This window comes from Proteus sp. G2300, from assembly GCF_009915965.1.
GTDB lineage: Bacteria > Pseudomonadota > Gammaproteobacteria > Enterobacterales > Enterobacteriaceae > Proteus > Proteus vulgaris.
The window spans coordinates 1-12,351 of sequence record NZ_JAABNK010000025.1 but is presented as its reverse complement, the minus strand read 5'-3'; the positions used below and the strand labels follow the sequence as shown (position 1 = coordinate 12,351).

The following is a 12,351-nucleotide window of genomic DNA, read 5'->3' as shown; positions in this document are numbered from 1 at the left end:
TTGTGTGTTTAATATACCATTTAACATGTTGATAACAGCATTATCCTAATTTTCGAAACTAACAAGGTGTCTAAAAATGGAAAGCTCATTTACGCCAACAGAAGAATTACTAAACACTCGCGCTACACAACAGAAATCACTTAACAAAGATATTCCTTATCAAGAAATTTTGTTAACTCGCCTTTCTATGCATGTTCAAAGCAAACTTCTTGAAAGTCGTAATAATATGCTGAAGTCTCAAGGTATTAACGAGACATTATTTATGGCACTAATGATTTTAGATACGACAGAAAATCGAAGTATTCAACCTTCAGAGCTAAGTGCTGCGCTAGGTTCTTCAAGAACAAATGCAACACGTATTGCCGATGAACTTGAAAAACAAGGTTGGATTGAGCGTCGTGAAAGTCATAATGACCGTCGTTGTTTACATCTCCACTTAACTGATGCAGGTGAAGAGTTTTTAAATAGCTTATTACCGCCACAGCATCAATGTTTAAAACAAATCTGGTCTGTTTTAGATCAAGCAGAACAAAAACAACTTGAAGCGCTCATGCGTAAGTTGTTATTACAATTAGATACTTTGGCTGAGAACGGGTGTGAATAAGTAGTACAATAAATAGTTTTATTGATCTAATCCTATTTACGCCATAAAACGGCAAACATACTTACCCATTAGCATTTATAATTTACCTTCACGCTAATCATTATTCTAAGATTGACCTTATAATTATGTTTCCAGTTTCAATACTGGAAACATATCTAATGATGTTTTTCTGGTTTTATGGAGATCTTCTAAATGAGTGTTAATGAGGAAAATACCCCCCCTCAGGCTCCCATTCGCAATAAAAAACGAACTCGCCGAAATGTTCTACTGTTACTAACTATTCTATTTATTCTTGCTGGAGTGGCTTACACCGCTTATTGGTTTATGGTATTAAGGCATCATGAAACAACTGATAATGCTTATGTTACTGGCAATCAAATAATGGTAATGCCACAAATTTCTGGTTCAGTAACTACCGTTTATGTTGATAACACCGATTTTGTCAAAGCAGGCGAACCATTAGTTTTATTAGATTCAAGTGATGAAAAACTGGCATTGGAAAAAGCAAAAACAGCATTAGCTAACAGTGTTCGCCAAATGCATCAGCAAATCATTAATGGTCGTCAATTAAAAGCAAACATCGTTTTACGCGAAACCGAGCTCACTAAATTACAAAATGACCTTCGTCGCCGTGAAGTGTTGGGTGAACGTAATGTGATTGGTAAAGAAGAGCTTCAACACGCAAGAGAAGCGGTTTCCACGGCAAGAGCTGCATTAGAAGTTGCTAAAGAACAATACAATGCTAACCAAGCGATTATCTTGAATACGCCCATTGCACAACAACCCTCTGTTTTACAAGCATCAACCGATGTTCGTAATGCATGGCTCGCTTTAGAACGCACTAAAATTCTAAGCCCGACTGACGGATATGTTTCACGTCGTAGCGTGCAAGTTGGCGCACAAGTATCACCAGGTAAACCATTAATGGCGATTGTTCCCACTACAGGTATGTGGATTGATGCCAATTTTAAAGAAACCCAACTCGCCAATATGCGTATCGGCCAACCAGCAAAAATCACTACCGACTTTTATGGTAAAAAAGTGATTTATCATGGCACTGTATTAGGTTTAGATATGGGAACTGGAAGTGCTTTCTCATTATTACCTGCTCAAAATGCAAGTGGCAATTGGATAAAAGTAGTTCAACGCTTACCTGTTCGTATTTCATTAGATGAAAAAGAATTAGCAGAAAAACCACTACGTATTGGCCTTTCTTCTGAAGTAACCGTTGACACGATTAACCTCGATGGAAAAGTACTATCGCACAGCGAACGCCAAGTACCTGCTTATCATACTGATGCTCTAACGATTGATATGTCAGAAATAAATAAACTGATCAATGAAATTATTGAACAAAATGCAGGACAATAAAGGCGAGGTGTAAAGGTGATCAAAGAGCCATTACAAGGTGGAAAACTTGCCATAATGACCATCGCACTTGCGTTGGCAACTTTTATGCAAGTTCTCGATTCTACAATCGCTAACGTCGCTATTCCAACTATTGCAGGAAACCTCGGTGCATCTAACTCTCAGGGTACTTGGGTTATCACCTCTTTTGGTGTGGCAAATGCAATATCCATTCCAATTACAGGTTGGCTAGCAAAACGCTTCGGTGAAGTTCGACTCTTTATGTGGTCAACAGCGCTTTTTGCGTTAACGTCTTGGCTTTGTGGTATTTCACAAAGTCTTGAAATGCTTATTTTCTTCCGTGTACTTCAAGGATTAGTTGCCGGGCCACTGATCCCTTTATCACAAAGTTTATTATTGAATAACTATCCACCCGCTAAGCGAAATATGGCACTTGCGCTATGGTCTGTGACCATTGTTGTGGCTCCGATTTTAGGACCTATTTTAGGTGGCTATATTAGCGATAACTATCATTGGGGATGGATATTCTTTATTAACGTTCCGTTTGGTGTGTTGATTATTATGTGTATCACAAACACCTTAGCTGGGCGAGAAACAAAAACTGAAATTAAGCCAATTGATACCATAGGCCTTGTTTTACTCGTTGTTGGCATAGGTGCTTTACAAATCATGCTCGATCAAGGTAAAGAGCTTGATTGGTTTAACTCAACAGAAATTATTGTGCTCACCATTGTGGCCGTGGTTGCGCTTAGCTTCTTAATTGTGTGGGAGCTTACAGATGATCATCCGGTGATAGATCTTTCACTCTTTAAAAGTCGGAACTTTACCATTGGGTGTGTCACACTCAGCCTCGCCTATATGATTTATTTTGGCACCATTGTTTTACTGCCACTGCTTTTACAAGAAGTCTTTGGTTATACAGCAACATGGGCAGGCTTAGCATCAGCATCTGTTGGTTTATTACCTTTAATTATCACACCGATTATAGGTAAATTTGGTGGTAAAGTAGATTTACGCTATATCATCAGTTTCAGTTTTATTATGTTTTCTGTGTGTTTTTATTGGCGAGCTTATACCTTCGAGCCAGGAATGGATTTTGCTACTGTAGCATGGCCACAATTCTGGCAAGGTTTAGCGGTTGCGTGTTTCTTTATGCCATTAACTACGATGACATTATCTGGATTACCGCCAGAAAAAATGGCATCAGCGTCAAGTCTTTCGAACTTCTTAAGAACATTGGCTGGGGCAATTGGTGCATCATTAACAACTACAATGTGGACACAAAGAGAATCACTTCACCATGAAACCTTGGTAGAAAAAATTAATCCATTTGATCCAGATTCACAAATGGCATTCCAACAAATGAATGATCTTGGTCTTTCAAATGAACAAGCATCCGCCTATTTAGCGAAAACCATTACAGAACAAGGATTAATTATTTCAGCCAATGAGATTTTCTGGTTAGCCGCAGGTATTTTCCTTGTCATGATGATCGTAGTTTGGTTTGCAAAACCCCCATTCTCGCCTGGGAAATAAGGCTATTACCGTACGGCCTTATAAATAAAAATCCCGCTTAAATCATCATGACTAAGCGGGATTTTTTATCATTTATTAAAATAATAAAGCGATTAGCCTTGGTGCTGGCGCCACCATTCTGCTAATAATACCCCTGAAGCAACAGAAACGTTTAAGCTCTCAACATGTCCTGTACCACCGATGTAAATGCTCATATCACCTTGATTTAGCGTACTTTCACTTAAGCCATCTTTTTCTTGGCCTAAGATAAGCACCATTTTCGCTGGCAATTGTGCTTTTGATAATGGCACACTCCCTTTATGGCTTGATGTTGCCACCAGCGTATAACCTGCTTTTTTAAATTTATCTAAGGTTTGTGCAAAATTATCAGCATCAATACCTTGGATATATTCAGCACCACCTTCTGCGGTTCGAACAGCCGCACCAGATTCTAATACCGCAGAATCAGGCGAGATGACCCCTTTCACACCAAAGTGTGCACAACTACGCATAATTGCACCTACGTTATGTGGATTGCCCACATCTTCCAGTGCTAACACACAATCACTCTCAGGCGCATCTTTTAGATAAGCTTCTGCATCATGACCCACACGTTTTTTAATTAAGAAGCACACACCACCATGGTGATCGGTACGAGCGGCTTTGACCATCTCTTCTTCTTCAACAACATGATAAGCTTTACGGTTTGCAGCCATCCATTTTAAGGCATCACGAAAACGTGGTGTAACATCTTGTAAAAACCAAGCACGTACAATCGCATCAGGACGATTTTTAAACATTGCTTGGCAAGCATTTTCACCATAAATACGCGTTTCTTCTAAGCGTTGGCGACGAAGCTGTTCAGGATCGATTTGGCTCTTACCTGTAATACCATCATGCTCTTTAATTGCTTCTTCACCAACAGGGCGAGAAACCGTTTTCCATGGAGAAAAACGTCCACCTTCGCTATCGCGAGAAGGTTTCGATTCGTTACGTGATGCGCCACGCCCTGAAGGCTTACCTGCACTGCGGTCATCACGACGAGAAAATTTGTTATCACCACGTCTATTATCACGATTTTTGTCGTCACGGTTATCACCGCGTCTGTTGTCACGGCTATCACCACGACCATTTTCAGGACGACGGGATGGTTTTTTAGGTTTATTATCGGCATTATCCTCACTACGGACATACATCACTTTTACTTTGCCGTTTTTACCTTCATAAGAATCGTTCATTTGTCTCTCCAACTGCAATAGGGGCGCAGATTACATGATAGTTTAGCAACTGTCACCGAGAGAATCACGCACAGGAATCGATAAACTAATCAGGAACAATTGATAATTTAATTCATATCATACTAAGCTGATATATCAATATGATTTTTATCATAAAAATACATCGAATAGTTTGTTTGTTTTGAACATGATAATATTCGCTTCTTTTTTATGAGTATTGGTCAATCTGTTATGCGTGACAATGCAGTTTCTCGACTTCGTCAATATCGACTCTCAATTTCAACTCGCCCTTTTAAAGCACGAGGTTTTCGTACAAAACGTTGTACTTTTTGCTTACTGCCTGAAAAACAGTGTCTTTGTGACACAATCGTCGATCAATCAGCAAAAAGCCAATTTTGTTTACTGATGTATGATACAGAAGTGATGAAACCCAGCAATACAGGAAAGCTTATCGCTGATGTTTTGCCCAATACATTAGCATTTTTATGGTCTCGTACAGCGCCTGAACAAGCCTTATTAGAGGCAATAAATACCCCTGATAGACAAGCATATGTTGTATTTCCTGAAAGTTATGCGTCAAATGAACGTATTGTGTATAACCAACTCCCTGCAAATAGCAAACCACCTTTATTTATCCTCCTTGATGGCACTTGGAGTGAAGCTCGCAAAATGTTTCGTAAAAGCCCTTATCTCGATTCATTACCTCTCTTTTCTTTAAATGAAACAAGTAAATGTGAGTATGTACTTCGCCAGGCAGCAAGAGAAGATCAACATTGTACAGCAGAAGTAGCCGCTTCTATTTTAGAGAATGTCGGCGATATTCAAGCCTCACAACAACTTTTTTCTCATTTTAGTTACTTTCGTCAACAATATTTACTTGGAAAACCAGATCGACGTCAGGCAAAAGAAGAGTAAATCAGCTACATTGAATAGCAGTTGATAATGAAACTCTGGAGTGGATATGAGCCAACGAGGTCTTGAAGCACTATTACGTCCTAAATCTATTGCAGTCATTGGCGCCTCTGAAAAATTAGGTCGAGCAGGAACTACTATGATGAAAAACCTGCTCAGTGGTGGGTTTAACGGTCCCGTGTTTCCAATTAATCCTTCTCGTGGTTCTGTTTCTGGTGTTTTTACTTACCCGTCTATTGATAAGTTACCTCAAGTTCCTGATTTAGCCATTATCTGTACTCATCATCACCGTAATCTTGAATTGCTAAGGCAATTAGGTGAATCAGGTTGTAAGGCTGTTATTGTTCTTTCAGCTCAGCCTAAACAGTTTCAGCCAATAACATCACTCTGCCAGCAATATCATATCCGTTTACTAGGCCCTAATAGCCTGGGCCTTTTAGCACCTTGGCAGGGACTAAATGCCAGTTTTTCACCTCTCCCTGTTAAAAAAGGAAAACTTGCTTTTATTTCACAATCAGCGGCTGTCGCCAATACGATTTTAGATTGGGCTTATTATCGCAATATTGGGTTTTCTTACTTTATTGCCTTAGGAGATAACCAAGATATACAAGTCGATGACTTACTAGATTTTCTAGCAAGAGACAGCAAAACTAGCGCTATTTTATTGCATTTAGAACATATTAAAGATGCTCGCCGTTTTATGTCTGCCTCTCGAAGTGCGTCACGTAATAAACCTATTTTGGTCATAAAAAGTGGTCGAACCCAAAAAGCTCAACTGCTATTGGGTGATACACCGAGTTATGACATTGCTTATGATGCAGCATTTCAACGCGCAGGCTTATTGCGCGTACAAGATACCCATGAAATGTTTTCCGCCGTTGAAACCTTAAGTTATATGACGCCCTTAAAAGGCGAAAAATTAATGATTATGAGCAATGGTTCTGCACCTGCGGCAATGGCGATAGATGAACTATTTTTGCATTCAGGAAAGCTGGCGCAACTTACCGATGAAACGACACAAAAGCTACAAAGTGTTATCCAAGCAGAAAATACCATCCGTAATCCACTAAATTTGGGTGATGATACAACGGTTGAGCGTTATATTGCGACGCTCAATTGCTTATTAGATAGCCATGATCATGATGCTTTATTACTTATTCATACCCCAAGTGCCATTGCACCGAGCATTGAAACCGCGCAACGTGTAATAGAGACCATAAATAAACACCCAAGACGTAAATGGCTTACAGTCTTCACTAACTGGGGCGGAGAATATTCATCTCAACAATCACGAAAACTATTTAGTGAAGCGGGTATTCCCACTTATCGTACTCCCGAAGGTGCCGTTACTGCATTTATGCATATGGTGGAATATCGTCGAAATCAAAAACAGTTAAAAGAAACACCCGCATTGCCTTTAGATGTCAAAATGAATACACAACAAGCACATCGTTGCATTGAAAAGGCATTACAGAATAAGCAATATCGATTAGATACACACCAAGTTCAGCCTATTATGGAAGCTTATGGTTTCAATACACTCCCTACTTGGATTGCTCATAATGCACAAGAAGCGGTGAATATAGCTGAAAAAATTGGCTATCCTGTTGCACTAAAATTGCGTTCCCCTGATATTCCTCATAAATCTGAAGTTCAAGGTGTCATGCTTTATCTGCGTGATAGCTCTGAAGTATCATCTGCGGCCCATGCCATTATCGAACGAGTCTCAGAACTCTACCCTCAGGCTCAAATTCAGGGTTTATTAGTGCAAAGTATGGCAAATCGAGCCGGCTCTCAAGAACTGCGAGTGGCTATAGAGCAAGATCCGATTTTTGGTCCGTTAATTTTATTAGGTGAGGGAGGCGTTGAGTGGCAAATTGAAACTAAGGCTGCTGTTGCTTTACCACCGCTGAATATGGCTCTTGCCCGTTATTTAGTGATTAATGCGATTAAAAGTGGAAAAATACAGCCAAGAAGCGCTTTACAGCCTCTAAATATTTTAAGTTTAAGTCATTTTTTAGTGCAGGTTTCTCATCTACTTTTAGATTGCCCACAAATTGTTAGGTTAGATATTCACCCACTACTAGCTTCTGGTAATGATTTTACATTATTAGATGTCGCAATGGAGCTAGCACCACTACAAGGTGATCCACATCAAAGGCTCTCAATCCGTCCTTATCCCAATGAATTAGAAGAAACATTTTTCCTAAGAGACAGCAATCCTTGTTTTATTCGCCCTATTTTGCCTGAAGACGAACCGCTACTAAAAACCTTTATTAACCAAGTGACAAAAGAAGATCTTTATTATCGTTATTTTAGTGAGATCAGCGAGTTTACTCATGACGATCTCGCAAATATGACTCAAATTGATTACGATCGAGAAATGGCATTTGTCGCTATCCGAAATCCAGAAAAAAATCCGGAAATCATTGGGGTAGCCCGCGCAATGGCAGATCCAGATAATCAACATGCTGAATTTGCTATCCTTGTGCGATCTGATTTAAAAGGGAATACTCTAGGTCATCAACTTATGACTAAACTTATCAACTATACTAGAGAGCATGGTATTAAACGTTTAACCGCCATAACCATGCCTGAAAATCGTAACATGATAAGTTTAGCGAAGAAGTTAGGGTTTTCAGTAGAAGTGCAGTTTGATGAAGGAATAGTGAATCTTGACTTACTTCTTGATGCCCCAAAAAATGTGTAAGCACTATCATCATAAGGGAAAGTTTTGTTGTGTGATTATTCACACATCCTTTGATAAATTAGCTATATAAGATGATTTTATGCGTACATCCCATATAACTAATGTTATGATCAGAAGATCGGTTAAAGAAAATCCACATGGACGATGGCTCCATCTGCCATCATAAACAAGAGAACTAAGCACTGTGATGTTGTCTAAACTAAAACTTGCTAAGCATCAACAACACCTTGCACAACTGCCTAAATTAGCTCAGTCAGTTGCTGATGTTGAAACGCTTTATCAGACGTCCGCGTTTCGCAGCACCTTATTGAAATATATTGCTCAAGCAAAAAAAGAGATCTTTATTACTGCTCTTTATTTAGAGCACGATGAGGCTGGTGAAGAGATCCTTGATGCGCTTTACACCGCAAAACAACAACGTCCTGAATTATCCATTACCGTTATTGTTGACTGGCACCGTGCTCAACGTGGGCGTATTGGTGCCTCTGCTGATGCGACAAATGCAGATTGGTATTACCATGTTGCACAGCAACACCCTGGTATAGAGCTCCCTATTTATGGGATCCCTGTTAATACCCGTGAAGCGCTAGGTGTGTTACACCTTAAAGGCTTTATCTTTGATGATACGGTTATTTATAGTGGTGCAAGTATTAATAATGTGTATTTGCATAAGCTAGATAAATATCGCTATGACCGATATCACATTATTCAAAATAGTGAATTAGCGACCACAATGAAACAATTTATTGTGAGTGATCTTCTGCAATCTGAAGCTATTCAACGTCTTGATATTAAAGATAGAGTTCGTTGTGCTGAAATAAAAAATTGCATACGCCAATTTCGTTTTAATTTACGCACACGTGATGGCTATGATATTAAAGCCAATGCTTCTAATCATGAATTAGCAGTAACGCCTTTAGTAGGTTTAGGTAAGAAAAATATCTTAAATAAGACCATTTCTCACCTAATGGCTTCTACAGAAGAAAAATTAGTTATTTGCACACCTTATTTTAATTTACCTGCGATCCTTGTTCGTCAAATCAGCCATTTATTAAGAAATGGCAAACAAGTCGAAATTATTATTGGTGATAAAACGGCAAATGACTTTTATATCCCACCTGAAGAGCCGTTTAAAATTATTGGTGCCCTGCCTTATCTCTATGAGATCAATCTACGTAAATTTACCCAGCGTTTCCAACGGTTTATTGATAATGACCAATTAACAGTAAGACTCTGGAAAGACAGTGATAATACCTATCACTTAAAAGGTGTGTGGGTTGATGATAATTGGCAATTGATTACAGGTAATAATCTTAACCCACGGGCATGGGGATTAGATTTAGAAAATGCGATATTAATTCATGATCCTAAACATGAATTACATGAGCAACGGCATAAAGAGCTAGCCTATATTCGCCAAAAAACACGTATTATAAAACATTACCAAGAGCTAGAAAGTATTAAACTTTACCCACTTAAAGTGAAAAAATTGATCAAACGGTTACGACGTATTCGTGTTGATAGATTAATTAGCCGTATACTTTAACACTAACACTTCCTCCCCCCGAAGCCTTGCTTAATATTAGTAAGGCTTTTTTGTATCAATAATCATCTTCTATACTCTATGTATCTTATTTAAGAACATCAATTGTCCGTAATAAGGCTTTTATTTTATGAAACTAAAGCTCAAATATAGTTCTGCTATTATTTTATTATCAATAATAGCTTTAACAGGTTGTCGATCATTTCATTTTGCTAATGACAATTGGAAAGGCAAAGATAAAGCTCAGCATTTCTTATTTTCTATGGTGACATCAGCGGGTGCGAATGCTTATGCAGAACATCAAAATTATGGCCATAAAGAAGGTGTATTAATAGGTCTATCGTTTTCGATTAGTTTGGGAGTAGCAAAAGAGCTTTATGATAGTAGACCCGAAGGAACAGGTTGGAGTTGGCATGATTTTGCTTATGATGTTGCTGGCGCGACGGCAGGCTCATTACTTTATCAACAATTAAAGTAACTTTGTAACTTTTATTTAAAAACCTTAAACGCAAAAAAGCCAACCCAGTGGGTTGGCTTTCTCGTCTTATTTAATGCCTGGCAGTTCCCTACTCTCACATGGGGAGACCCCACACTACCATCGGCGCTACAACGTTTCACTTCTGAGTTCGGCATGGGATCAGGTGGGACCGCTGCGCTATGGCCACCAAGCAAATTCGGTTTTATTACCCGCTTCTTTCCTTTCGGTCAGTCGCCAGTAATATCAATCTTAAACAAGCCTACTTTATCTACTCTTCGTCTCTCAGACAAAACACCTTCGGTGTTGTCAGGTTAAGCCTCACGGTTCATTAGTACTGGTTAGCTCAACGTATCGCTACGCTTACACACCCAGCCTATCAACGTCTTAGTCTTAAACGTTCCTTTAGGTCACTCAAGGTGACAGGGAAGACTCATCTCGAGGCAAGTTTCCCGCTTAGATGCTTTCAGCGGTTATCTCTTCCGCACTTAGCTACCGGGCAATGCCATTGGCATGACAACCCGAACACCAGTGGTGCGTTCACTCCGGTCCTCTCGTACTAGGAGCAACCCCTCTCAATCTTCCAACGCCCACGGCAGATAGGGACCGAACTGTCTCACGACGTTCTAAACCCAGCTCGCGTACCACTTTAAATGGCGAACAGCCATACCCTTGGGACCTACTTCAGCCCCAGGATGTGATGAGCCGACATCGAGGTGCCAAACACCGCCGTCGATATGAACTCTTGGGCGGTATCAGCCTGTTATCCCCGGAGTACCTTTTATCCGTTGAGCGATGGCCCTTCCATTCAGAACCACCGGATCACTAAGACCTACTTTCGTACCTGCTCGAGCCGTCACTCTCACAGTCAAGCTGGCTTATGCCTTTGCACTAACCGCATGATGTCCGACCATGCTTAGCCAACCTTCGTGCTCCTCCGTTACTCTTTAGGAGGAGACCGCCCCAGTCAAACTACCCACCAGACACGGTCCCCGACCCGGATTACGGGCCTAGGTTAGAACATCAAACGTTAAAGGGTGGTATTTCAAGGTTGACTCCATGCAGACTGGCGTCCACACTTCATAGTCTCCCACCTATCCTACACATCAAGGCTCAATGTTCAGTGTCAAGCTATAGTAAAGGTTCACGGGGTCTTTCCGTCTTGCCGCGGGTACACTGCATCTTCACAGCGAGTTCAATTTCACTGAGTCTCGGGTGGAGACAGCCTGGCCATCATTACGCCATTCGTGCAGGTCGGAACTTACCCGACAAGGAATTTCGCTACCTTAGGACCGTTATAGTTACGGCCGCCGTTTACTGGGGCTTCGATCAAGAGCTTCTCCCTAAGGATAACCCCATCAATTAACCTTCCAGCACCGGGCAGGCGTCACACCGTATACGTCCACTTTCGTGTTTGCACAGTGCTGTGTTTTTAATAAACAGTTGCAGCCAGCTGGTATCTTCGACTGGCTTCGGCTCCGTCCGCAAGGGACTTCACTTACCGCCAGCGTGCCTTCTCCCGAAGTTACGGCACCATTTTGCCTAGTTCCTTCACCCGAGTTCTCTCAAGCGCCTGAGTATTCTCTACCTGACCACCTGTGTCGGTTTGGGGTACGATTGTTGGTAACCTGAAGCTTAGAGGCTTTTCCTGGAAGCAGGGCATCAATTGCTTCACCACCTTAGTGGCTCGTCATCACACCTCAGCATTAAGTGACCGGATTTGCCTAATCACTCTGCCTACATGCTTGAACCGGGACGACCGTCGCCCGGACAACCTAGCCTTCTCCGTTCCCCCATCGCAGTTACCACCAGTACGGGAATATTAACCCGTTTCCCATCGACTACGCTTTTCAGCCTCGCCTTAGGGGTCGACTCACCCTGCCCCGATTAACGTTGGACAGGAACCCTTGGTCTTCCGGCGTGCGGGTTTTTCACCCGCATTATCGTTACTTATGTCAGCATTCGCACTTCTGATACCTCCAGCAT

At 40.9% G+C, this 12,351-nt stretch carries 8 protein-coding genes and 2 rRNA genes; 7 read left to right on the top strand and 3 right to left on the bottom strand.

Annotated features, from left to right (window positions below):
* Positions 1 to 76 precede the first annotated feature (76 nt).
* The 3 genes from mprA (at position 77) to emrB (ending at position 3,508) form a co-directional block, all read left to right on the top strand.
* The gene (gene mprA, locus GWI97_RS16110) at positions 77 to 604 is read left to right on the top strand and encodes a transcriptional repressor MprA (RefSeq protein ID WP_087802748.1); all 528 of its coding nucleotides are present in this window, start codon (positions 77 to 79) and stop codon (positions 602 to 604) included.
* A gap of 192 nt (positions 605 to 796) precedes the next feature.
* On the top strand, positions 797 to 1,975 hold the full coding sequence (emrA, locus tag GWI97_RS16105) for a multidrug efflux MFS transporter periplasmic adaptor subunit EmrA (protein ID WP_036938621.1): 1,179 nt from the start codon (positions 797 to 799) through the stop codon (positions 1,973 to 1,975).
* A gap of 15 nt (positions 1,976 to 1,990) precedes the next feature.
* On the top strand, positions 1,991 to 3,508 hold the full coding sequence (emrB, locus tag GWI97_RS16100; RefSeq protein WP_036938624.1) for a multidrug efflux MFS transporter permease subunit EmrB: 1,518 nt from the start codon (positions 1,991 to 1,993) through the stop codon (positions 3,506 to 3,508).
* Between the two features lie 92 nt (positions 3,509 to 3,600).
* On the opposite strand, the gene GWI97_RS16095 is transcribed toward emrB, so the two are convergent.
* Positions 3,601 to 4,725 (bottom strand): tRNA/rRNA methyltransferase, encoded by a 1,125-nt coding sequence (locus tag GWI97_RS16095; protein WP_036938628.1) that lies wholly within the window; start codon positions 4,723 to 4,725, stop codon positions 3,601 to 3,603.
* Between the two features lie 231 nt (positions 4,726 to 4,956).
* Between GWI97_RS16095 and GWI97_RS16090 the strand changes: the two genes are divergently transcribed.
* From GWI97_RS16090 to GWI97_RS16075, 4 genes are all read left to right on the top strand, one after another.
* The gene (locus GWI97_RS16090; protein WP_036939097.1) at positions 4,957 to 5,640 is read left to right on the top strand and encodes a tRNA-uridine aminocarboxypropyltransferase; all 684 of its coding nucleotides are present in this window, start codon (positions 4,957 to 4,959) and stop codon (positions 5,638 to 5,640) included.
* 46 nt (positions 5,641 to 5,686) lie between these two features.
* Positions 5,687 to 8,347 carry a bifunctional acetate--CoA ligase family protein/GNAT family N-acetyltransferase gene (locus tag GWI97_RS16085; protein WP_115370409.1) on the top strand — a complete coding sequence of 887 codons (2,661 nt, stop codon included), beginning with the start codon at positions 5,687 to 5,689 and terminating at the stop codon, positions 8,345 to 8,347.
* 187 nt (positions 8,348 to 8,534) lie between these two features.
* On the top strand, positions 8,535 to 9,893 hold the full coding sequence (gene pssA / locus GWI97_RS16080; RefSeq protein WP_161681558.1) for a CDP-diacylglycerol--serine O-phosphatidyltransferase: 1,359 nt from the start codon (positions 8,535 to 8,537) through the stop codon (positions 9,891 to 9,893).
* A gap of 127 nt (positions 9,894 to 10,020) precedes the next feature.
* Positions 10,021 to 10,368, top strand: coding sequence for a YfiM family lipoprotein (locus GWI97_RS16075; protein ID WP_036938637.1), 348 nt, complete (start codon positions 10,021 to 10,023; stop codon positions 10,366 to 10,368).
* A gap of 75 nt (positions 10,369 to 10,443) precedes the next feature.
* On the opposite strand, the gene rrf is transcribed toward GWI97_RS16075, so the two are convergent.
* Both rrf and GWI97_RS16065 read right to left on the bottom strand, forming a co-directional pair.
* A 5S ribosomal RNA gene (rrf, locus tag GWI97_RS16070) occupies positions 10,444 to 10,559 on the bottom strand.
* A 116-nt stretch (positions 10,560 to 10,675) separates the two neighbouring features.
* Positions 10,676 to 12,351: ribosomal RNA gene (locus tag GWI97_RS16065) — 23S ribosomal RNA — on the bottom strand; the annotation flags it as partial.

Coding starts and splice junctions, on each gene's coding strand:
- mprA (WP_087802748.1), top strand. CDS start 77: ATGGAAAGCTCATTTACGCCAACAGAAGAATTACTAAACACTCGCGCT.
- emrA (WP_036938621.1), top strand. CDS start 797: ATGAGTGTTAATGAGGAAAATACCCCCCCTCAGGCTCCCATTCGCAAT.
- GWI97_RS16095 (WP_036938628.1), bottom strand. CDS start 4,725: ATGAACGATTCTTATGAAGGTAAAAACGGCAAAGTAAAAGTGATGTAT.
- GWI97_RS16090 (WP_036939097.1), top strand. CDS start 4,957: ATGCGTGACAATGCAGTTTCTCGACTTCGTCAATATCGACTCTCAATT.
- GWI97_RS16085 (WP_115370409.1), top strand. CDS start 5,687: ATGAGCCAACGAGGTCTTGAAGCACTATTACGTCCTAAATCTATTGCA.
- pssA (WP_161681558.1), top strand. CDS start 8,535: ATGTTGTCTAAACTAAAACTTGCTAAGCATCAACAACACCTTGCACAA.
- GWI97_RS16075 (WP_036938637.1), top strand. CDS start 10,021: ATGAAACTAAAGCTCAAATATAGTTCTGCTATTATTTTATTATCAATA.